The sequence below is a fragment of the Bacillus sp. NPDC094106 genome (assembly GCF_044764345.1).
Taxonomy (GTDB): Bacteria; Bacillota; Bacilli; order Bacillales; family Bacillaceae_G; genus Bacillus_A.
In genome coordinates this window covers 1-20,605 of record NZ_JBIWHY010000006.1, presented here as the reverse complement: position 1 = coordinate 20,605, position 20,605 = coordinate 1, and the positions used below count along the sequence as shown (strand labels likewise).

The window sequence follows — 20,605 nt, the reverse complement described above, 5'->3', positions numbered from 1 at the left end:
GTATATATAAAACTGCATCTAAAAATTAAAAATGAAGTACTAAAATGTTTACGCAAAAGAATGGATTATGATAACATATTTTTAAAGAAGGTGAAATTATGGTAAATTCTTTGCATATAGGAGAGTCTATAGAAGATTTTCTTCTCTATTTAGATGGGTTACGATATTCTTCAAATACAATAAAAGGATATCAATTTGATTTACAAGGTTTTTCACTTTTTATTATGAAAAGAAATGAATCACCTATCATTGAATTTAAAAAATTTGAACGCTTTTTACTTTCCTATATAAATAGCCTACGAGTGTATGATGATGATAAAGAATATGAAATTTCTACAATGAATCGAAAAAGAGCTTGCTTTCGGAAATACATTAAATTTTTATACAAATGGGAACACATCCCTTTAGATTTTTCACACAAAATAGAATCTATGAAAAATAAAAAGAATCCTAATAAAGATATATTAAATCCCGAAGAATTATCTAAAGTGAAAAACTACTTAAGTTCCATTACACACTCTCGCTTTTCATCACAAAAAAAACAACTAAAACAAGTTCGAAATCGTTTTGTTTTTTACTCACTTCTTTATTCTGGAATGCGGGTGTCAGAATTAACAAATCTTAAATGGAAGCATATCAACATTACCGAAAGTGTTATCACTGTCGAAGAAGGAAAAGGAAACAAAAATCGAACAATTCCTATCCATGAAGACTTGTTTCATGAATATGAATTATATAAAACTACACTGCTATCTATTTGGGGAGAGAATCATCCTATATTTTCAGGATATCTCCTACCACGAAACGAACGAAATCCAAATATTCCTCTCACAACAAAAACGATTCGACTCATTATTCGAACGATTATTGAGGAATCTATGATTTTAGAAAAACATATATCTCCACATAATTTAAGACATACATTTGCATCCTATAGCGTTTTAAATAATATTTCTATTCCTGTTCTCTCGTCTATCCTTGGACATTCAAAAAAATCTATTACAATGGATGTTTATGCACATGTCATTGATGATAAACAAAAAGAAATTGAACTTAAAAAACTTTCTTTTAGCTCTGGATAATTCCAGAGCTTTTTTATTTGTACAAACTACCTATTTCACATCAATAATATTGACTATAGTTAATGATTTTGTTATGATATTAATTAATGAAAATACATAATTGAATACGTTACACAGGAGGTTTTTCATGAAGAAATTTAAGTTTAAAAAAATAAAGAAGAAACCTATCATTTTCTTCTCAATCTTTTTCTTTGCAGTTGTAATCCCTTTGGTTTACCCATTTTTTACAGAAAAACCAAAAGAAATTTCATATACTTCCTTCACGAAAATGTCGCAAGAACATAAAGTGAAAAAAGTAACCATTGTAAAAGATACTGGAACTATTTGGTTTGAAGATAAGTCAAAGAACACATATCAAACACAAAATCCTCGACATCAAACCTTTAAAAAAGACCTATTGGAGTTAGGAGTAGATGTGGAAGAATATACTCCTATTGATGTAAAGAGTATTTTCTCTTCATTAGTTACATTGATTGTTTCTGGATTCTTCATTTATCTGATTTCTAAACAAATAAAAATCACAACAAATATAGGGAAATCTGAAAAAGCATCTAATCCCTCTTCTGAAAAACAACAAGTCTCTTTTGCGGATATTGCAGGGAATGCAGGTGCTAAAAAAGATTTGGAGTTACTGATTAAGTTGCTTCAAAAACCTGATGAATTTTCTAAACGTGGGGCAATTATGCCAAAAGGTGTTCTTTTATATGGACCACCTGGAACAGGGAAAACTTTAATTGCAAAATCCATAGCAAATGAAGCACAAGTTCCATTCTTTAGTATTTCAGGTTCTGATTTTCTCGAAAAATTTGTAGGGGTTGGTGCATCTCGTGTACGTGATTTATTCAAAAATGCAAAAGAACATGCACCTTGCGTTGTATTCATTGATGAATTGGATGCGATTGGCGGTCATCGTGAAGGAGAGCGAAATTCCGAAAGAATTCAAACCGTTAATGCTTTGCTTTCTGAAATGGATGGCTATTCTTCTTCAAGTGGGGTTTTAGTAATTGCAACTACTAACCGAATTGAATCATTGGATGGAGCTCTTATTCGAGCAGGACGCTTTGATAAACATGTTATGATTCCATTACCGCAAAATCCTCAAGAAAGAGAAGCTATTATTAACATTCATGCAAAGGGAAAAACTTTTGCAGATGATGTTTCCTTTAGTAGTTTAGCAAAACAAACGATTGGATTTAGTGGTGCAGATATTAAATCACTATTAAATGAAGCAGTACTCGTTTCTATTCAGGATAATAAAGAAGCAATTGATATAGCGTGTATTGATAAAGCCTTATTTAAGGTGATTATGAAAGGACATGCAAATGAAGATGTAACACGAAAAGAAGATGAAATTCGTTTAGTTGCTTACCACGAAGCGGGTCATGCCCTTGTAGCGAAATTATTAACTGACATCTCAGTTCCTAAAGTAACCATTATATCTTCTACTTCAGGAGCAGGTGGTGTAACATTCTTTACTCCTTCTAAGATGGGATTATTTACAATTGAAGAAATGAAGAATAATATTAAACGTGCTTATGGTGGTCGAGTTGCAGAATACTTATTATTTAATGATAAACAGAAAGTAACGACAGGTGCACATAATGACATTTTACAAGCTTCAAAAAACATTAAAGAGATGATTTCTACTTATGGTATGGATGAAGAAATTGGTATGTTAAACCTTGATGTGTTACATGTTGATGAAAAATATATTTTAGAACGTGCAACTAAGTTATCAAGTCAACTTTATGAAGAGACTGTTCAGTTACTTAAACAGAATCGTCATTTATTAGATGCAATTGCAAAAGCGTTAATTGAAAAAGAAACGCTATCAGAAGAAGAATTGGATACTATTATCAATGAACATTCTGATGTATTGATTGCAAGTTAAAGGAGAGATGAATTCTCTCCTTTTTACTTATGAATGGAGATGAAATGATTGGAAAGGAAAACATTTTACAGTTTTGCCATTACTTTTCGACATGATTTTATTTATGAAAAATCAGATTTAGAATTTCATTTAAATGTTTATTATCATAAATGGACATTCCCTAAGTCCTTTGACCGTTTTATAAATAGACATTTTGTTGAAACAAATCCTGACTTCAAAAATAGACCATTGAGTTTAGAAGCCTTCGATTATTTATGGGATTATATAAAGGGAATGCATAATAAAAAGGAGCATGAATTGTCATACTCCTTTTACTTATTTATAGGCCGTTATCTAATGTCTCATAGTAAAACATCCAAATTGGGTATCCATTTGAAACATTGCAACATTCCATAATTGCAGTTAACTTCACTTCCTTACAAAAGTATTTACTTAGAAAGCTTTCTATATCTTCTGGTGTTCTATTATGGAAACTTTGACCTTGATTTCCCCAAACATCCATGCAACATTCTTCAAATTTCTTGTAATCCCACTGTAATAGTCTATCTGAATAGACTGTATTACTTTTACCTTCTACATAATCCTTTTCCCATACTACATACGGGTCATAACTATAAGGGTAATCCTCTTTTGTTTTCTTTACAGGGATACCATTAAGGTCTACATAGCTAAAATTCATCCAACCTGTTCCATCTGAATCAATATACATGATTTAACCTCTCCTTTTCAATAAATAGCTAATCCTTCTTGACTGTATTTTTTAAATACCTTCTTTATATAAATCTGTCTATTATATTCTTTTTTGCATAAAAAAATAAATTAACACCAAAATAAAAAGCGTTACGCACCATATTTTGATGCTTGGAACACTTTTATTTAATATCAATATCTACAACCATATTTGGACATCGTTTTCTAAGTTCTGTTACAAATTTCTCTTGTTCTTTTGGAGAAATCTTTATACTACCAAATGGAGCCAATTTATAAAAAATCTCAATAGCATCAGAAGAACCTGCAATCCGATAACCTACCAGGATATTTTTTGTTTTTGTCACTTTCTCAATATCTTCATATGCAATATAGGAACGAAAATAACCACTTTTTACAAGTAAATACTTCTTTGCAAATATATATCTAATCTCAATAAATGTTTTAGCTAATAGGTATGTAATCATCAGACCAATTGTTAGAAACCAAAGACTACCACCAATGAATTCATTTTGTTGAGATGCAATATCACTCAAGGGAATCGCTATTGTAGCCAATCCTATTGAGACCGTAATAAAAATCATGAATGAAGTTAATAGAATTCCACGTTTTGTTTTAAATACCATGATTTCACCTCTTCCTCTCCTTATTAATAACGTAATATATTATTATAATTATCTATTTTTACAATCATAACAGTTACTACAAACAAGCAAGGCTTATATTAACGTTCCTCTGATAACTAAATATTGATTAGGAGAAATGCTTGAGATTAATGTAATAATTGATGTATCCGTACTCGATGTATACTCATTGAGTTTTTTAGATTCTATCGCTTGTTTATCAGTTATTTTGTATAAGAATATCCCGTTTAGGGTATTAATTTTCAACGCATCCTTTATATCTAATTTTTCAAGTTCCTTAAAAAACTGTTTATATTCATAATCAGAAGCCCCTTCTAACACTACATTTCCCTTTTGACCAGGCAATGCTGTGTTTTTCACATGACCTATCACTTGCTTTACTTTTTCAAAATTTGTGCCTTCTCCAATCGTGACTTTTAATTTCATCTTAGGAATTTCTATAACCCCTAATGAATTGTCAGTTAATAGATACTCTTCCTTATTAAAAGAGTCCAGTACACATGACACTAACTCTTTGTTTTCTTCTGACAATTGATTATTATCAATTGTAGTTTCAACAGTTTCAACCATTTTGTCATTTTCTATTTTTCCTATATGCCTGATATATGCACCTGCTACTAAAACAGACACCAAAATCAAGACAAATAAATATCCTATTGCTTTTAATATTTTTTTCTTCATCCACAACACCTCTCCTGAATTGTAAAAAAGCCCCTTTCTACAAAGAGGCTTTTTCTATCATTATTTTTTGTATTTAAGCTACTTCTGGCTTTGCATCATCTGTATTACCAAGGATACCCCACTCTACAACCTGAGGGTGTTCCTCAAGTAATGCAATTACATCTTTTTCGCTTTCGAAAAATTTTGTAATACGAAATGGAATGTTTAAGTTTGTTGGGATTAATCGAATACCACCCGTTACTTCATCCTTTACTACGATAAATCGAACATCTTCAAAATATCCTCTGATAGCAACTGCCAATACATCGCCATGTTCTAATTCAATACATTCTTCAGTTTGAGCCATTTGAGATTCCATAAAGACTTGACTAATACGCTCCATAGTAGCAAAGATACCTTCTGGATTCGCAGGTGCAGTAAACGAATCAGGAATCATATGCAGAAACGGAATCATTCCCTCGAATGCACCTTTCGGAATCTCATCTTTACAACCAAGTTCCCCAGAAGGGTGACCAAACATTTTGAGGAATTCATGGAACTCTTTGATTTCCTCAATAAGTTCCTTAAATTCTTCCATTTCTTTCAGTTCTTCAGGTAATTGATGTAATCCTAACATTTTTGCTAAGAATTGCTCACCACCGAATGGACAAGCACCTGCACCCATGCAACATACTTTTTCATCAGTCGTTTCAATATCTGGCTCTACTTCTGTTTTTCCAAGTTTAGATAAAGTTTCATATGCAATTAACTGTAAAATTTGCTCATTTTTAGCTACCGTTTGAATTGCTTTTTGATAGTCATTTGGATTGCCCTTAAATTGAACCTGAATACTATTGCCAGTAAAGATAAGCTCAATAGCTACCTTCTCCGCTTCCATTTCGGATGCTTCTTCTTTTACGTCTTTTTTGTCATCTACTTCAAACCCATTCACTAACGCTTCAGTTAGAACTTTATAATTATAGCTTGATTCATTTAACCACGCTTTTGTATGTGGTTTATTCTGAGTTAATAAAGCGGCCATTACAGCTAATACATCCATCTGATGAATACCTGTTGATTTCCCTTTCATAGACTCTTTCACATCTTCAATCTCCATAGCAATTTCTTTTGATAAAACAATTTTATTTTCCATTTCGAATCACCTCATAATTTATTTGTATGAAAGAATCGCTTTTATACGATTCAATATTTCTCATTATATAAATGTAAAAATTATTTAATTCCTTTTGCAGAATGAAGTATTTTCTTCCAAACAATAATTGAAATGCTAAAGCATATTATTTCAAAAACTGAAAGAATGATGATATTCCACTATTCTGTATATGCACTAATTGTCATGCGTAGACAAAAGTCCGTTATACATTCTGCAACCACTATTAAAATTAAGAATTGAAGGAGTACAATAAGACTTGTAGCCCCTTTGTATAAAGTCAAAGCATATAATTGTAGAATGATAACTACTATGCCTAATACGGTAGCCACATTGTATTAAGTATGATATATTTCATGCAACTCAAAAACCACTATTAGTTATAAAGAGATACAGGGAACAGTGACACATCCAAAACCAAACAAAACCAAACAAAATCAATAAAACAAATCTTATCATTCTCTTAATCATGTAGATGCCGTTTCTGAAATATACGAAATGATTTCCTCTATGATTTCATCATTTACAATTTCACCATTTGTTTTTGAATACACATAAAAAACATCTACTTTGAAATCTTGTTTGTATTTCTTATTCTTGTATTCATTTACATCCTTTGTCTCTTTTAAATACGGAGTATCTTTCAAATAACTTGGTGGTTTTACTTGTATACCACAAATCAATCTATCATTTTCAAATAGTTCATAATCTACTTCGTATTTATAATCAATACGACCTGATGTTTTTTTACAAGATACAATAACTCCTCGTTTCTTTAGCTCTACTTGCAGTGCATCCATTGTATGACGTTCTCTAACAACAACGCCATTCCAACTCTCAGCAATCACTCGATAAAACACCGCATATTGGCATTCTCTTTTTGTTAACCCGTAAGGATTTCCTCTATTTACGATTTCGTTATAGAGAACTTCACCCTTGAAAGCTAAACTTTCTCTGGTTCTTCCATACTCGTAATTTAGTTGCTTTACAGAATATGGAATCTCACCATCAGGTCGAATTAAGATAACCTTTCTTTTTAGAGTATCGCTTAAATTCATGCTCTTTAATTTCTCTAATCGTTGAATACCAGACTGAAAATAAAATTCTTTCCACTCTTCTTTCGTTCGAAAGGTTCCCTTTTCAATAAGAGATGCTACTGAGCCAATACTCCAAGAAGTATTCAATCTTAACTCATTCCAGATAGAATTTGTATAACGGAACTTATCAGGCTCCATTTCGTTTTTGAATAAGTCAAGTTGCAAAGTAACACCTCGTTTTTTGGTTTCATGTATAGGTGTAGGATATAGTTCAACCAAATTGAACGCATTTCCATTACCTGTTGTTTTTTCTTCTTGTTTTATCTAACCTATTAGATATATTCTTATCATACACTTTTCATCTACTATAGTCAATAAAAAAGTCCTTGTGTATAACAAGAACTCTTCTTTTTTTAATTCATTTATGAATGAACGAGATTATCTACGCTACATCCAAGAACAAGTGCTTTAATTGTTTCTAAAATACTTTCCATTTGGTATTTCATTGTATAAATATAGTCTGAATACTTCGGACACATATCACTCACATAACTGCAAAGTGGTAATGCATATTCCTCTGTTTCTTTGATATAGTGTTGGATTTTTTCTTTATCAAAAAAGTACATCGTACTAACATTATGACATCTATCTGCAATTTTGATTAAGCACGTTTTAAAACACACTCTCATTTGTGCATAATACTCATCTGAGGTTAAATTAGCAGGGACTTCAGATTGTTCAATAATAGTTGTCTTTGTTAATCGAATAATAATAGTAACAATACTTTCTGGAAGATGATATTTTTCTAACAACATTTTCGCTGTAACTTTGGTATCCTCCAAAATATCATGTAGCAATGCTCCTGCAATAATTTCTTCATCATCAATTCCTAAAGAGATGATTGCATTCGCTATACGAACAGGATGGCTAATATATGGTTCCCCACTTTTTCTCTTTTGTCCACTATGCATTTCTTCAGCTAAATTCAATGCGATAATAGCATAATGATAACCTCTTCCTTTTAAATAACCTCTTAGATAAGCTAACTCTTTGTGCATTTGCATATTATACATATAAACACCACCCCTTCATTTATTGCTATTAATCATAAAATACATTTTGACAATAGTCAATAAATACATTACGTTTCATTCCATATATTTCAGTCCTCCTCAATAAAAAAATAAGCTATCATAAACGATAGCTTATTTTCTAATCTTTTCTAACCATTTAAGGATTTCAAGATATAACCATACGATAGAAACTAATAAAGCGAATCCAAAGTATGCTTCCATATATTTTGGTGCTTTTGCATTTACACCATCTTCAATAAAATGAAAATCAGCAAGAATATTTAATGATGCAATACCTATAATCACTAAACTGATACCAATGCTTAATGGACTGCTGTCATGTAAGAACGGAATCATAACACCACATAACATAAGAATAATATCAATTAAGTAAATAATTAATATAGACAATGTGGCCACTTTTACTACATTTAAAAACTTTTCGTTTACTTTTACAATGCGAGTTGCATATAAAAATAGCATCGCCATGACAACCGCTACCGTAGCTAATACAGCTTGTAAAACAATCCCTGGATACTTATGTTCAATCACTGTAGATATAAACCCAATTAACACCCCTTCTAAAGTGGCGTAAATAGGTGCTGTTAACCACGCTATTTTAGGAACAGATGCCGTTATCAGGGAAACGATAAAACTCGCAATCAAAATACCTATAAGCAAACCAATAGATGTTTTCGCTCCCATCGTTCCATTCTTTATTTGTAAGAAGGAATACAAACTTGCTCCTAATAGCATAATTAAGTAAATAAAAGTTTTTACTACTGTTCCTCCTACCGTCATGGTTCCTTCATTACTGTTTGATGTTTGCTGAAATCTTTCTTTATCTTTCAACATTGGATTTTTCAATTTAATTACCCCCTTTTTTGGTATACCTTATATTAGATTTTAGTAGCAGGTTTTATAATTACATTTGGTTTTATCCAAATAAAAAGACTGCTATTCAAAGTGTTTTGCAGTCTAATAGTTGATTAATAAATGGTAAAGAGCCTTAGCAATCGCTAAAGCTCCTAAACTGAAATACTGATTGGAGATTTTACTAATTCAGAATTCTGTTAGAAAATCTTTACCCAACCTGACTATGTGTAAAACATAGTAAAGTAATGAAAGAGTTTATGTTTCTATTAATTTAATACTCTGGTCGCACTTGTAACACCACTTGGATTTAATTTAGAAATCTTAATTACATCTCCTGTTTGAGGAGCATGAATATATTCATTGTTACCAATATACATCGCTACGTGATGAGCAGGTTGCCCCCAAAAAATTAAATCTCCTGGTTGCACTTCACTTACAGGGATTCTTACACCTGCGTTTTGTTGGTCTCTTGCAACCCTTGGTAATTGAACTCCTGCAACATTTTTAAAGATATATTGCATGTATCCAGAGCAATCAAAACCACTTGGAGTTGTTCCTCCCCATACATATGGTAGTCCAAGGAATTTTTTTGCTTCAGATATAACGTTTTGTGCTTTATCTGTTGATACTGGAGACGCAGGAACTGTAATAGAAGATGAAGATGTTCCAGTACCTTCTTTTTGAGTTATAGCAGGTGAATTGTTGCTATGATTTTGAATACCTGCTATCGTTGGAGACTGAACATTAATACGAAATTGCCCTTGCTCTTGTAAGTTCGCTTGAGCTTCTAATTGTGCTTGACGTACCGCTTCTTCAGCTTTTTGTCTTTCAATTTCTGCTTGACGTGCTCGTTCAGCTTCTTCAACTTTTAATTTTTGAAGTTCTTCTTCTACTTTTGCTTTAGATTCTTCGATTTTTTGTTTTTCTTCTTCCGCTGTTTTCTTATCTTCTTTCAGCTTGTTTGTTTCTTTTTCTAAATTTGATGTCTTTTTATTTAGTTCTGTTTCTTTCTCCTTTAATGAACCTATCATATCTACATCCGCTTCTACGATTGTATGAATCGCAGATACTTTGCTGATAAAATCAGTAATTCCTTCTGAAGATACAAGTGCATTAACATACTTGAATTTATGTGCATTTGTTTGTTGAATTGCACTCAATCTATTTTTAGAAATTCCTTTTGTGCGGTCAAATTTCTCTTGCGTTTGTTTCACATCTTCTTTTGCTTTTTCTACGTTCTCCTCAGATTTTTCTATATCTTTATTTAACGCTTCGAGTTTTGTCATAGATTCAGTGATATCATTATCCAGTTTCTGAACTTTTGTTTCTGCTTCTTGGATTTCAGGACTCGCAAATACATGTAATGTATTGAACGACAATGCAGTAACCAACGTTGCTACCGCAATCGCCTTTTTATTCCTCTTACTCATCAATAATCATCTCCTTTAAAATTTTTATATAAAATTAAATATTTGCCATTTACTATAGTTTATGATATAAATTTTATTGACTAAAAACAACGAAAAGAATCCTATGTAAATAACTCTTAACAATTTGTAATATTTATGTAATATTTCTAAAAAACCAATCAATTTTAAGGAGTAAAAAAACACTCCCTATTTCTGAGAGTGTGGCATATGCTTCATTGTTGTCGGATGTACTTCTCCCATTCTTTCATTTTTTCAAAAGATAGTTTTCGTTCACCATCAATAGAAAATTTATCTACCTGAATATGATTAAAACTTTCTACAATGGGCTTTTTTCGACTAATAGATTTGATTTGAATGTCTGGATTATCTAACTCTGTTCCTGCTATCAGACCTTTTGCTTTTTCTTTTGTTGTAAATAGAAAAGCTGTTTGTTCGTAATTTTTATAGATTTGGTTTAGTCGATTAATGGTTACATACGTTCTCATCTTTTTATTCCATAACGAATAGATATTAGGTTGAAAAAAGAATAGGTTGTAAAATTTGAAGTTTTCCGCTTTTATCTCATGCTTGGAAAATACATATTGTACTCTTCCCTCTATTCCGTTTGTTAATTTCACTCTAATGCCTTTCTTATTATTGGATTGGGACAGGATTTCTTTGATATATCCTCGTTCAGTGTCTTCATTAGAAGTCAAAATCTCTACATATAGTCCTTTAATTAAGTTCTTTTTTACTGTTACATCAATATCCAATTGCATCACCTCCTTTTTATCTGAATTATATGCAATTCTTTTTTAGCTCAAAAAATAAATTAAGTTCTATTGCCTATAATAAGTAGATTTAAAGTATTAGGGATTTCAAAAGAAATTTATTATTACAAGGAGTGTTTCTTATAATGAAAACGAATGATTCAAAACAGATTTTATTGAAAGTTGCTAAAGAAATTAAAAATCATGGTGGAAGAACATTTTATGTTGGTGGCTATGTTCGAGATAAGTTTATGAATAAAATAAGTAAAGACATTGACGTAGAAATCTATGGTATCACACCAGATACTTTACAACAGATACTCTCTAAATTTGGTTATGTAGATGAGATTGGTGCCTCTTTCGGTATTTTAAAAATCCATGGTGTTGATATAGACTTTTCAATGCCTCGTACAGAAAAAAAGACTGCTGATGGACATACAGGATTCTCTGTTGTCGTTGACCCATTTATGGATACATTAACAGCCTCAAAACGAAGGGATTTTACGGTAAATGCTATCATGGAAGATGTTTTGACTGGCGAAATAATTGACCACTTTAATGGAATTATTGATATTGAATTAGGTATTATTCAACATATCAATCTGGAAACATTTGTTGAAGATGAATTAAGAGCATTTCGGGCTTGTCAATTCGCTTCAAGATTTAATTTTACGATTGCAGAAGAAACAATTGATTTATGTAAGACATTTCGCTTTTCTCTGCCACGAGAAAGAATTTTTGAAGAATTTTCAAAGGCATTATTAAAAAGTGAAAAACCTTCTATTTTCTTTTCATACATGAGGGAAATGCTTATTATTAAAAAATTATTCCCTGAATTACACGCTTTAATTGATTGCCCTCAAAGTCCAATTTTTCATCCTGAAGGTGATGTATGGGCACACACATTAATGGTGACGGATGAATTAGCAAAGTTAAAACATCTTTCTACTAATCCCCTTGCATTTATGTTGTTAGGTCCTACTCACGATATGGGGAAACCGATAACGACTGTCATTCACGAAGATGGTAGCATTACTACTCGTGGACATGCTGAAGAAGGTGTGTCTATTGCAAAACAGTTTTTAAAACGACTAACAAATGATAAGCGATTGATTAAGAAGATTCTAAACATGGTAGAGCATCATATGAGACCTAATCAAATTTCATTTGGAACAGACAAGGCTGTGCGTAGATTAATGGTTGCTACAGATATTACAGACATTGTATTGTTTGGAGAGGCTGACCATAAAGGTAGAGGGATTTCAGAGGAAGAAAAAGACTATGCAACAATAAAAAAATGGTTTAAAGAAAAAATCGAAAAACTAAAAACAGATGAAAATAAATCAACTATCTCTCCCCTTGTTACAGGAAAAGATTTGATTCTTGCAGGTTTAAAACCTGGTAAAGAGTTTAGTATTTTGCTAAAAAAAGCATTTGATTTGCAAATTGAATATGGTTTATCTAAAGAAGAAATTCTTGAAAAAATATTGTTATAAAAGACCTTTTTAGGTCTTTTATTTTTTGACAATCTTCCCTCTATTATTTTATCCTATTTCTCTTTTGTTTTTATTAAATATTAAAAATACGGTACGTGAAATTATTAATCGTAATAAATAATATAATAAAAACTATTTATTCTATAAGACCATTAAAAAAGGTTACCTGATTTATTCAGGAACCTATCTTTATTGTAACTCTTTATTATACGCAAGTGATGTGCATTTCGGACATACATGTTCACTCCAACTTACTTCACTCACTAATCTAATAGACATAGCATCCTTACCATAAAATTGCCTTGTTTTTTTGTCCCACATATCCATATTTGAATCTTGTTTACATGTTGGACATTGGATGTTTTTACTCATATAATCATCTCCATTTTCAATTATTTACAATCCTTATTATTACCTTTATAAATGTACAATTCTAATCGTCTGTTCCTTACATGTCTCAACAAGCACACTTCTTATTAGAGTAACCTGTACAAATTTCAAATTTTAGCATCTTCCAATCTATCAAATAACTCTTTTATTCAGCTTTTTTCCTTCTTTTCCTCTTCTGAATCGTTTTAAATTCCTCTTGTACAATAGTTCTAATTATTAATGGAAACCACCCTAAAACAATAAGTAACGCAAAAACAGGAAATAAGAATAATGAACCCCAACTATAACTACCTGTTTTAATTATCCATATAAGCATTGCAACTCCAACTAATAGATATAAACCGATTGCTAAACTACCATCTACCATCATATTATTTCCTGTCCTCTCCTATAAAATGCAAATTCGAGACCAAATAACGCTCTGGTTTAGTTTTAATCCTGCCATCCGTGTCCCAGTACATTTTATCTATTTCCATGTTAGTTAGATGTTCTAAAGGTCTTCTCATAAAACAACCACCTTTCAGAATTTAATGCCCTTCTTAATAAAATTTAAATCTTTTAAATAAAGATTTCATTTACATTTCTAATTGTTTTGCATTTGCTACAGAAAAGATTTTAAACTTTTGGCTTTGCAGTGTTGTTGATAAAATAAAAGTATCTACATAACTATGCATTTGATTTGCATCTACGGTAATAAGCATACCTTCATGCAACTTTACATATATTCCCCTCTTGAATCCATCACCACGCATAAAACCCTCTCCATTAAGACACCTTTCAAGTGCTTCCATCAAAGGCAATTCATATTTTTCGTTCATGTGCATTTCCTCCTCTACTATTCAATTTCACAATTACTCTGTGTCTCGAAATCTTTATATTTAGCTATCTTGAATCGAACATTTCTGGTTTAAATGGATACGTATTACTTAATAGTTATTTCAATCGTTTATCCTCAGAAAGTTCTTTTAAACACTTTCTGCACAATCCCCTGACTTCTGTAGGGTTCTCCAACTTCACTACCTTCTTATTATTTAAACACAAATTACATCTACCTTTCCCTATGTAAATATTCATTTCATTATCTCCTCTCTTGTTTAGATGCGTTTATTCCTCCAAAATTCAAGTGTAAACGTGTAAACATTTCTCCAGTCAATTCCATAGCATCTTCAGCACTAATTTCTTTATTGTTGTACTTCCCTTGTAATTCTACTTGATATTCAATAAACGTTAGTATGTTTATTATTTTTTTTTATGAGCAACAGCGTCCATAATCTATTTACTCCTTATCTATAATCTATAAATCTTTGAAAACTAATGATTTTTACATCATCATACTTATACTTGTTTTTTATTCTTGTTTGAATTTCTTTTATCCAAAGTATTCCTTTTTCAGACGGATGTTCAAACAAATTAATGTGGTCATTATCAAATCCCTGACTCTTCCCTTTTACATACGAGTACGACACAAAATAATCATAATCAGTTAATTTATGCTTCCCACTTCTGACATTTTTGATATCTTCTTCCGAATATCCAATATTTAATTCGTAATTACACCTATCACAGTTATTTGATAAAGAAGAAGCCCCATCTACTTCACAAATCCTACACTTCATCTGATTCTTCCCCCTTATAGTCTGTGATTTGATACCCATCTTTTTTTGTATATTTTACTTTTGCTATCACTTTATCTTTCTTTACGGATTCCTTATCAGAAAACATTTTGATAAAAATTGTTTTATCTTCCTTTTCATCTTTTACAATATTTTCAGCAACTGCTTTTAAATTTTCTGGTGTTAAAAACTCATCAACCAATACCTTGTAATGCTCTTCATTTTTCTCTATTTCTTTATTTACAACAGTATACTCACTGCCTTCAGGATGGTTTACTTTTTCGATGGACTTGTTCATGGAATGGATTTTATAGAATGAAAAAATTGCAATAACTGCAAATAATGTATATATCACACTTTTTATCTTTTTTATCTTTTTCAGCTCCATGATGGCCATAGCTCCTTATCTTCAAAAAGTAAATCAACATCTTCTTTTTGTCTTTTATCAAGATTGTTGTAATTATCTTCAAACCACTTAATTTGAGATTTTGTAATTTGATAAGTATGATTTTCATCAATAACAAAACCAACAAAACCCCTGGAAATCGGAATGTAATTTTTGAAGCGATTCAAGTATTCATCATCTGGCATATAAGATTCTCTTAATTCGCCCATCTTTTTATATTTCTCTTTTTTCCACTGTTGCTCCTCTAAAACTTCTCCTGCAAAATACTTATGACCTCCATACTCGCATGGAATCAATGTAGCATCAGGTGTTAACCAACCAATTAAAGAAGTCACGACCATCATTCCTTTCATTTCATATTGACTATAGTTAATGATAGCTTTATGATAATATCATGGAGGAGATTTAAATGTCAAGAATTCTCATAACTGGAGATATACACGGGATTTTAGATGTAAAACGACTGTTAGATATAGATTACTTAACAAAAAGTGATTATGTTATTGTTGTAGGGGATTTTGGTTTTCCATGGAATAACTCAGAAAAGGAACAGGACTTATTTCAACAATTGATTAATAAACCATTTACAACTTTATTTATAGATGGAAACCATGAAAACTACACACTACTAAATAAATATGAAGTGAAGACATGGAATGGTGGAAAAGTTCATTTTTTAAGCAACAACATTATTCACCTAATGCGTGGACAGATATTTACAATAAATAACAAGAAAATTTTCACTTTCGGTGGTGCATCATCAACGGATAAATACAGAAGAATGAATGGTATTGACTGGTGGGAAGAAGAGCTTCCTTCTCATGCAGAAATGGATGAAGGTATAACTAACTTAGAAAAATATAATTATAAAGTAGATTATGTTTTGACACATACATGCAGAACGGTAACATTAGAAATTCTATGCAGGCTATATGGATTCCGTCCAAAGCCAGATTGCTTAAATAAATACTTGGAGTCTCTTTATGAAACTTTACATTTTTCTCATTGGTATTTTGGTCACTACCACAAAGATTTGAAACATGTAATGAGAAACGAAACTGTATTATTCGAAGAAATTATAGAACTAACATAACCCTTTTGTTTAAGGGTTATTTTTTATTCAAAAAAATAAAATGATATGGTCACATGATTTTATTTTATGGTCATATTGTGTTATCTTACACACATTCAAAATATATAATATAAGAACTTTATAAAAAAAAGGTATGCTACATAGGTATAAATTTCAGAAGAATTACTTTCAATGGTCTTTTTACATACTATAGGTTTAGAGATTATTTAATAGGGAGGAATAATCATGTCTATCGAATTAACAGATAAAAAACAAAGTTTAGGTAATGATTTGGGAAAATTCTTAAAAATGGAACGAGAAAAAAAAGGGTTGTCTTTAGAAAAAGTAGGAAAAGCTATAGAAGTAAGTGCATCCTATTTACATCGTTTAGAAAATGGTAGTAGAAAAAACCCATCTATTACTATCTTAGAAAAACTGTGTGCATTTTTTACACTTGACCCCCAAAAGGTTTTAGAAATGGCTGGTCTTTCTACAAGAGGAGATTCTACTATTTGTGTTAAATATACAAGTATCCCTTTAGAAAGAATAGAATCTATCACTTCATTCATGTTAAATATTGACACATCTGATTTTTCTCAAATAATTGATTTAACAAATCAAATTAAAAAATTGCAAAGTGACTTTAAAAAGTAATTTAAAAAACGACATGAGGTTATTTAACCGCTGTCGTTTTTTATTGATTATTTATTCAGCTACTTCATAAAACACTTTTTTCTCAAATTTATTTTCTATTCTTTGTATTTCACTATATTTTATTAATACATCCTCAGCATCTTCCATAGCCCCTATTCGACACAACATACCGTCCTCTTGCCATTTATAAGAGTGAATACGATATAATGATTTATCCTTTGTTGTTATAAATAATTCTGTCTTTACACCTTTTACGAACAACATAATAATAGATTTTAAATCATGTAAGGATTCATTTTTACTTTTCAAATTCATGTATCTCTCTCCCTTGTTGATTATCTACTATGTATATAGTATCTGAGTTCCACTTAGAAAACAAGCTTGATTATAGTCAATGACTATAGCTCCTCCTCTTCCTCAAAACTCACTTCAGTTACAAAGTGTTTCTTTTTATTTCGTTCTTTATAAATTTTCGTGATAGATTTCTCAATTGGTTTTTGAATAGAAGGGGTATTGATTGCGTTTTTAATTTCTTGTTCTTTTATTAGTCCTAACATTTTCTTTGCCATTTTCTTTTTATAACTCAATCCGTTTTTTAGACAATCCTCTATTTCCGTTTCACTTATTAAACTCAACTCATCCATCGTAACAGAACGTTCACCTTCTTCTGTTTTTGTTTCACATATAATTTGATTGTATTTCCTTCCTACAAACTCTTTAAGAGTAAAGTACACTTGTTGTTTCTGGTAGTATATACAATCTTCATACACAAGTGAATTCATAAAAATAAAGTTATTTATGTTTGGTTGTAAAATATTCGTATAATCACTTGTTTCATCTATCATTTGGCTTTTACTTTGTATAAATAAAGTAGTACCTATACCATAATCGTCCCCACAGGTTAACAATAGTTCGATATACGGTAAATAATATTGTGCATCATCAATATAGATAAAGTGAGGAGAAACTTTCGAATCCTCATTCACCTGCATACTTAATTGCAACTGCGATAACAACATTGCTGTAGCACGAATTCCATCATTTCCGTTTTGAGCATACTCCATATCAATAATCACTATCATTTTCTTACTAATCGCTTCTTCATAATCTATTATTTCTTTCATTCGGTTATGTTCATAACTTTTAAAATAAAGTAATTTGTGTGCATTTTCATCAATACTTGGTTTTAAAAATACCACTTTTCTTTTTGCTTTTTTTGCCATACCATATAGCATACAAGAAATGTCTTTTCTACCTACAATGAAAGTAGCACCGCATTCTTTATTATTAATATCGTTTTGTGCCATTATAGGCAATAGTTTTGTTGTTTTTCCTGTATTTTTAGAACCAACAACTAATGTATTCCCTAAACGGTTTGTTCCTGAAATACTTGCGTTTTCTGCAAGTTTCAATATGAAATCTTCATTCGTCAATATTTCATCCATATAAAAAAACACCTCTTTCTATCATTTTTATCGTTATATTATATGAATAAGACACTACGGGATATTATCCTATTAATCTTTATCTCCTTTCCAAAATAAAAAAGCTTGGACATATGTCATCAAGCTTCATTCAGTCTTAGCGACTTTTCTGCGTTTATTCAATTTGCGACCCTTTACTTGTTCTGTTTCTGATTTATGAGGCTTTGTTCTTCTAATTTTCTCTTTCATACTTTCTCCCTCATATTTTGTATAGTCGTCAAAGTTTCGTAATTTCATTTTTAAATCGCTCCTCTTTTTCATTTAATTTATTCAATGTTTTATTTATCTTTTTTAGATGCTATATTCTATACATAGATAACTAAAAATATAATTAATTATTTATCTTTTTTGTGTTTAATATGTTCGAGCTATGAACAAAGGCATGTCTTCATATAATAATAGGACTTTATAACACAGGAGTTATGATAATAACGAATTTAGGAGGACTTATAGGAATGTTGAATACAAGATATGTATTGTTTGAATATGAAGGTCAACATTGTATTGCAAAACGTTTACCTTTTACAATTCAAGAAAAATTAAATGGATATTTCTATTATGATTTAGCTTTTGAAGAAGATGAGTATTTTCCAACAATGATAATGAAAGAAGGAAAGTCATATGGATTCCATTATTGGGGAAGTCTTATGACAAAAACCCCTTTGTCAGAGGTTGAAAAGAATGGAACTGAATATCTATCTGATTGGGATATAGATGAGGATGGAACTGAAATACAAGTTCCAGGAGAATCTTTTGTTCGTGATGTACATTTTATTGACATGAATTTTTATCATGAGGAATCCAATAATTCTTTCCTTGCAACATCTACAGACTTCAGCTCTTTACTTGCTGTTTGGGAAGGGATAGAGCCTTATCCATATCAAATAGAAGGAGAGACAATAGATAGGAAATGGGCAATGCCAAATAAAAACACTTTCGAAATGAAGCCTGTCTATGAATTATTAAAAGAAGAGATTCAAGGTGGATTTGTTATAGACCCATTTGCAAATAAAAATAGATGGGGACATATTACAAACGATTTGAACGAAAAATTTGATACCAATTATCATATGGATGCATTAGAATTTTTAAAAATATTTCCTGATGAATCAGTAGATGTGGTATTGTTCGACCCACCTTACTCCGCAAGACAAATTAAAGAAGCTTATGAATCAGTTGGATTAGATACACAAGGAGGTACATTAACAAGGGCCTCTTATTGGTCCAATATGAAAAAAGAGATTGCTCGCATTCTAAGAGTAGGAGGAAAAGCGATTTCGTTTGGATGGAACAGTGGAGGTATGAATAATAAAGATTTATTCCATATTAATCGTATTCGTTTGATACCTCATGGTGGGGCACATAACGATACAATTGTTACTGTCTCAGTTAAGAAATAAATAAAATTCATACAAAAAAACACAAAGTTATTAAGTAAAGTAACTTTGTGTTTTAATCATTTATTCTTCATATTCACCTGTGAGATGCAAAGATTTTAGCCTTTTATCATACTTCAATCCAGTAATTTTCCCCCATATATCTGTGTCATTATTAATACACTCAAGGTATACTTCAACCTCTGCATCCATAGGTCTATTATCATGCTGTAGCATTTCAATTAATTCCGTCTTAGTCATTTTCAATACCTCCTGTTCAATCCTTTTTGATATAATACTAAGTTGCTTATCAGAAAATATTGTTTACAGAAATTTAGTTGGTTTAAGAATCGAATTTTGAGAGGGTGTTCCTGCAAAACCTCTTTTTTACAAAAATATCTATTTATAATATGATTACATCATTCTACGAAGAAGGAGATTTAAATCTATGCGAATTAATATGAATGTCTATGTTCTATTTTTGTATAAATGGAGATATTGTATAGCCAAAAATACTCCCTTTTTAACATATGAGGATATATCCAACGCTTATTATTATGAATTAGCAGGAGATGATGACCTTGTATATCCTACTCGCATAACAAAACTACATGAACTTTCAAAAGGTGATTATTTTAACAGATTTCCGAAAGAATTCTCCCTCTTCGAGCATGTGAAGGGCGTAGCCCAATGGTAAGGGGGGGGATGAATTTCGGTTGTGCGATGCACAACATCCTTTTCATTAACATTTTTGGGTAAATAATTTTTTACATAAAAAGGTTATTTTGTGTTA

At 30.9% G+C, this 20,605-nt stretch carries 25 protein-coding genes; 6 read left to right on the top strand and 19 right to left on the bottom strand.

Annotated elements, in window-relative coordinates:
• Positions 1 to 98: 98 nt before the first annotated feature.
• The gene (locus ACIQ7L_RS09970; protein WP_400568676.1) at positions 99 to 1,082 is read left to right on the top strand and encodes a tyrosine-type recombinase/integrase; all 984 of its coding nucleotides are present in this window, start codon (positions 99 to 101) and stop codon (positions 1,080 to 1,082) included.
• Positions 1,083 to 1,209: 127 nt separating this feature from the next.
• On the top strand, positions 1,210 to 2,973 hold the full coding sequence (locus ACIQ7L_RS09965) for an ATP-dependent metallopeptidase FtsH/Yme1/Tma family protein (RefSeq protein WP_400568675.1): 1,764 nt from the start codon (positions 1,210 to 1,212) through the stop codon (positions 2,971 to 2,973).
• A 319-nt stretch (positions 2,974 to 3,292) separates the two neighbouring features.
• On the opposite strand, the gene ACIQ7L_RS09960 is transcribed toward ACIQ7L_RS09965, so the two are convergent.
• From ACIQ7L_RS09960 to ACIQ7L_RS09920, 9 genes are all read right to left on the bottom strand, one after another.
• Entirely contained in the window at positions 3,293 to 3,682 is a 390-nt protein-coding gene (locus ACIQ7L_RS09960) for a hypothetical protein (RefSeq protein WP_400568673.1), read from the bottom strand.
• Between the two features lie 163 nt (positions 3,683 to 3,845).
• On the bottom strand, positions 3,846 to 4,307 hold the full coding sequence (locus tag ACIQ7L_RS09955) for a PH domain-containing protein (protein ID WP_400568672.1): 462 nt from the start codon (positions 4,305 to 4,307) through the stop codon (positions 3,846 to 3,848).
• A gap of 93 nt (positions 4,308 to 4,400) precedes the next feature.
• Positions 4,401 to 5,006: a sortase gene (locus tag ACIQ7L_RS09950; protein ID WP_400568670.1), complete on the bottom strand. Its 606-nt coding sequence runs from the start codon at positions 5,004 to 5,006 to the stop codon at positions 4,401 to 4,403.
• A gap of 73 nt (positions 5,007 to 5,079) precedes the next feature.
• Entirely contained in the window at positions 5,080 to 6,138 is a 1,059-nt protein-coding gene (locus tag ACIQ7L_RS09945) for a hypothetical protein (protein ID WP_400568668.1), read from the bottom strand.
• Positions 6,139 to 6,623: 485 nt separating this feature from the next.
• Positions 6,624 to 7,418, bottom strand: coding sequence for a hypothetical protein (locus ACIQ7L_RS09940; protein WP_400568666.1), 795 nt, complete (start codon positions 7,416 to 7,418; stop codon positions 6,624 to 6,626).
• Positions 7,419 to 7,615: 197 nt separating this feature from the next.
• Entirely contained in the window at positions 7,616 to 8,266 is a 651-nt protein-coding gene (locus tag ACIQ7L_RS09935) for an HD domain-containing protein (protein WP_400568664.1), read from the bottom strand.
• A gap of 132 nt (positions 8,267 to 8,398) precedes the next feature.
• Entirely contained in the window at positions 8,399 to 9,133 is a 735-nt protein-coding gene (locus tag ACIQ7L_RS09930) for a Bax inhibitor-1/YccA family protein (RefSeq protein ID WP_400568661.1), read from the bottom strand.
• A 275-nt stretch (positions 9,134 to 9,408) separates the two neighbouring features.
• Positions 9,409 to 10,572 carry a C40 family peptidase gene (locus ACIQ7L_RS09925; protein ID WP_400568658.1) on the bottom strand — a complete coding sequence of 388 codons (1,164 nt, stop codon included), beginning with the start codon at positions 10,570 to 10,572 and terminating at the stop codon, positions 9,409 to 9,411.
• 212 nt (positions 10,573 to 10,784) lie between these two features.
• Positions 10,785 to 11,330, bottom strand: a complete 546-nt coding sequence (locus tag ACIQ7L_RS09920; RefSeq protein ID WP_400568656.1) for a DUF2196 domain-containing protein — start codon at positions 11,328 to 11,330, stop codon at positions 10,785 to 10,787.
• A gap of 137 nt (positions 11,331 to 11,467) precedes the next feature.
• Between ACIQ7L_RS09920 and ACIQ7L_RS09915 the strand changes: the two genes are divergently transcribed.
• Positions 11,468 to 12,817 carry a CCA tRNA nucleotidyltransferase gene (locus ACIQ7L_RS09915; RefSeq protein ID WP_400568654.1) on the top strand — a complete coding sequence of 450 codons (1,350 nt, stop codon included), beginning with the start codon at positions 11,468 to 11,470 and terminating at the stop codon, positions 12,815 to 12,817.
• 189 nt (positions 12,818 to 13,006) lie between these two features.
• Here the strand turns inward: ACIQ7L_RS09915 and ACIQ7L_RS09910 are convergent, their stop codons facing one another.
• From ACIQ7L_RS09910 to ACIQ7L_RS09885, 6 genes are all read right to left on the bottom strand, one after another.
• Complete coding sequence (locus ACIQ7L_RS09910; protein ID WP_400568653.1) at positions 13,007 to 13,189, bottom strand: hypothetical protein; 183 nt, start codon at positions 13,187 to 13,189, stop codon at positions 13,007 to 13,009.
• A 163-nt stretch (positions 13,190 to 13,352) separates the two neighbouring features.
• Complete coding sequence (locus ACIQ7L_RS09905; RefSeq protein WP_400568651.1) at positions 13,353 to 13,574, bottom strand: hypothetical protein; 222 nt, start codon at positions 13,572 to 13,574, stop codon at positions 13,353 to 13,355.
• A 208-nt stretch (positions 13,575 to 13,782) separates the two neighbouring features.
• Complete coding sequence (locus ACIQ7L_RS09900; RefSeq protein ID WP_400568650.1) at positions 13,783 to 14,025, bottom strand: hypothetical protein; 243 nt, start codon at positions 14,023 to 14,025, stop codon at positions 13,783 to 13,785.
• A 465-nt stretch (positions 14,026 to 14,490) separates the two neighbouring features.
• Positions 14,491 to 14,823: a hypothetical protein gene (locus ACIQ7L_RS09895; RefSeq protein ID WP_400568647.1), complete on the bottom strand. Its 333-nt coding sequence runs from the start codon at positions 14,821 to 14,823 to the stop codon at positions 14,491 to 14,493.
• Positions 14,813 to 15,208 (bottom strand): hypothetical protein, encoded by a 396-nt coding sequence (locus ACIQ7L_RS09890; RefSeq protein WP_400568645.1) that lies wholly within the window; start codon positions 15,206 to 15,208, stop codon positions 14,813 to 14,815. The genes ACIQ7L_RS09895 and ACIQ7L_RS09890 overlap by 11 nt, the downstream gene beginning before the upstream one ends.
• On the bottom strand, positions 15,199 to 15,567 hold the full coding sequence (locus ACIQ7L_RS09885; RefSeq protein WP_400569389.1) for a hypothetical protein: 369 nt from the start codon (positions 15,565 to 15,567) through the stop codon (positions 15,199 to 15,201). Before ACIQ7L_RS09885 ends, ACIQ7L_RS09890 begins: the two co-directional genes overlap by 10 nt.
• A 68-nt stretch (positions 15,568 to 15,635) precedes the next feature.
• On the opposite strand from ACIQ7L_RS09885, the gene ACIQ7L_RS09880 reads away from it, so the two are divergent.
• Both ACIQ7L_RS09880 and ACIQ7L_RS09875 read left to right on the top strand, forming a co-directional pair.
• The gene (locus ACIQ7L_RS09880) at positions 15,636 to 16,319 is read left to right on the top strand and encodes a metallophosphoesterase family protein (protein ID WP_400568643.1); all 684 of its coding nucleotides are present in this window, start codon (positions 15,636 to 15,638) and stop codon (positions 16,317 to 16,319) included.
• A gap of 225 nt (positions 16,320 to 16,544) precedes the next feature.
• Positions 16,545 to 16,952 (top strand): helix-turn-helix domain-containing protein, encoded by a 408-nt coding sequence (locus tag ACIQ7L_RS09875; protein ID WP_400568641.1) that lies wholly within the window; start codon positions 16,545 to 16,547, stop codon positions 16,950 to 16,952.
• Positions 16,953 to 17,003: 51 nt separating this feature from the next.
• On the opposite strand, the gene ACIQ7L_RS09870 is transcribed toward ACIQ7L_RS09875, so the two are convergent.
• From ACIQ7L_RS09870 to ACIQ7L_RS09860, 3 genes are all read right to left on the bottom strand, one after another.
• Positions 17,004 to 17,267 carry a hypothetical protein gene (locus ACIQ7L_RS09870; RefSeq protein WP_400568640.1) on the bottom strand — a complete coding sequence of 88 codons (264 nt, stop codon included), beginning with the start codon at positions 17,265 to 17,267 and terminating at the stop codon, positions 17,004 to 17,006.
• An 83-nt stretch (positions 17,268 to 17,350) separates the two neighbouring features.
• Positions 17,351 to 18,397: a type IV secretory system conjugative DNA transfer family protein gene (locus ACIQ7L_RS09865; protein WP_400568637.1), complete on the bottom strand. Its 1,047-nt coding sequence runs from the start codon at positions 18,395 to 18,397 to the stop codon at positions 17,351 to 17,353.
• Between the two features lie 126 nt (positions 18,398 to 18,523).
• Complete coding sequence (locus ACIQ7L_RS09860; RefSeq protein WP_400568635.1) at positions 18,524 to 18,673, bottom strand: hypothetical protein; 150 nt, start codon at positions 18,671 to 18,673, stop codon at positions 18,524 to 18,526.
• A gap of 218 nt (positions 18,674 to 18,891) precedes the next feature.
• On the opposite strand from ACIQ7L_RS09860, the gene ACIQ7L_RS09855 reads away from it, so the two are divergent.
• Positions 18,892 to 19,836 carry a hypothetical protein gene (locus tag ACIQ7L_RS09855; RefSeq protein ID WP_400568633.1) on the top strand — a complete coding sequence of 315 codons (945 nt, stop codon included), beginning with the start codon at positions 18,892 to 18,894 and terminating at the stop codon, positions 19,834 to 19,836.
• Positions 19,837 to 19,896: 60 nt separating this feature from the next.
• Here ACIQ7L_RS09855 and ACIQ7L_RS09850 read toward each other — a convergent pair whose 3' ends face one another.
• Positions 19,897 to 20,073, bottom strand: a complete 177-nt coding sequence (locus ACIQ7L_RS09850; RefSeq protein WP_400568631.1) for a hypothetical protein — start codon at positions 20,071 to 20,073, stop codon at positions 19,897 to 19,899.
• Positions 20,074 to 20,605 lie beyond the last annotated feature (532 nt).

Excerpts from the sequence above, each read along its gene's own strand:
- ACIQ7L_RS09920 (WP_400568656.1), bottom strand. The coding sequence starts at position 11,330 with ATGCAATTGGATATTGATGTAACAGTAAAAAAGAACTTAATTAAAGGA.
- ACIQ7L_RS09880 (WP_400568643.1), top strand. The coding sequence starts at position 15,636 with ATGTCAAGAATTCTCATAACTGGAGATATACACGGGATTTTAGATGTA.
- ACIQ7L_RS09925 (WP_400568658.1), bottom strand. The coding sequence starts at position 10,572 with ATGAGTAAGAGGAATAAAAAGGCGATTGCGGTAGCAACGTTGGTTACT.
- ACIQ7L_RS09945 (WP_400568668.1), bottom strand. The coding sequence starts at position 6,138 with ATGGAAAATAAAATTGTTTTATCAAAAGAAATTGCTATGGAGATTGAA.
- ACIQ7L_RS09860 (WP_400568635.1), bottom strand. The coding sequence starts at position 18,673 with ATGAAATTACGAAACTTTGACGACTATACAAAATATGAGGGAGAAAGT.
- ACIQ7L_RS09895 (WP_400568647.1), bottom strand. The coding sequence starts at position 14,823 with ATGAAGTGTAGGATTTGTGAAGTAGATGGGGCTTCTTCTTTATCAAAT.
- ACIQ7L_RS09870 (WP_400568640.1), bottom strand. The coding sequence starts at position 17,267 with ATGAATTTGAAAAGTAAAAATGAATCCTTACATGATTTAAAATCTATT.
- ACIQ7L_RS09915 (WP_400568654.1), top strand. The coding sequence starts at position 11,468 with ATGAAAACGAATGATTCAAAACAGATTTTATTGAAAGTTGCTAAAGAA.
- ACIQ7L_RS09875 (WP_400568641.1), top strand. The coding sequence starts at position 16,545 with ATGTCTATCGAATTAACAGATAAAAAACAAAGTTTAGGTAATGATTTG.
- ACIQ7L_RS09885 (WP_400569389.1), bottom strand. The coding sequence starts at position 15,567 with ATGGTCGTGACTTCTTTAATTGGTTGGTTAACACCTGATGCTACATTG.
- ACIQ7L_RS09905 (WP_400568651.1), bottom strand. The coding sequence starts at position 13,574 with ATGGTAGATGGTAGTTTAGCAATCGGTTTATATCTATTAGTTGGAGTT.
- ACIQ7L_RS09910 (WP_400568653.1), bottom strand. The coding sequence starts at position 13,189 with ATGAGTAAAAACATCCAATGTCCAACATGTAAACAAGATTCAAATATG.
- ACIQ7L_RS09955 (WP_400568672.1), bottom strand. The coding sequence starts at position 4,307 with ATGGTATTTAAAACAAAACGTGGAATTCTATTAACTTCATTCATGATT.
- ACIQ7L_RS09855 (WP_400568633.1), top strand. The coding sequence starts at position 18,892 with ATGTTGAATACAAGATATGTATTGTTTGAATATGAAGGTCAACATTGT.
- ACIQ7L_RS09960 (WP_400568673.1), bottom strand. The coding sequence starts at position 3,682 with ATGTATATTGATTCAGATGGAACAGGTTGGATGAATTTTAGCTATGTA.
- ACIQ7L_RS09890 (WP_400568645.1), bottom strand. The coding sequence starts at position 15,208 with ATGGAGCTGAAAAAGATAAAAAAGATAAAAAGTGTGATATATACATTA.
- ACIQ7L_RS09965 (WP_400568675.1), top strand. The coding sequence starts at position 1,210 with ATGAAGAAATTTAAGTTTAAAAAAATAAAGAAGAAACCTATCATTTTC.
- ACIQ7L_RS09935 (WP_400568664.1), bottom strand. The coding sequence starts at position 8,266 with ATGTATAATATGCAAATGCACAAAGAGTTAGCTTATCTAAGAGGTTAT.
- ACIQ7L_RS09900 (WP_400568650.1), bottom strand. The coding sequence starts at position 14,025 with ATGAACGAAAAATATGAATTGCCTTTGATGGAAGCACTTGAAAGGTGT.
- ACIQ7L_RS09950 (WP_400568670.1), bottom strand. The coding sequence starts at position 5,006 with ATGAAGAAAAAAATATTAAAAGCAATAGGATATTTATTTGTCTTGATT.
- ACIQ7L_RS09970 (WP_400568676.1), top strand. The coding sequence starts at position 99 with ATGGTAAATTCTTTGCATATAGGAGAGTCTATAGAAGATTTTCTTCTC.
- ACIQ7L_RS09850 (WP_400568631.1), bottom strand. The coding sequence starts at position 20,073 with ATGACTAAGACGGAATTAATTGAAATGCTACAGCATGATAATAGACCT.
- ACIQ7L_RS09865 (WP_400568637.1), bottom strand. The coding sequence starts at position 18,397 with ATGGATGAAATATTGACGAATGAAGATTTCATATTGAAACTTGCAGAA.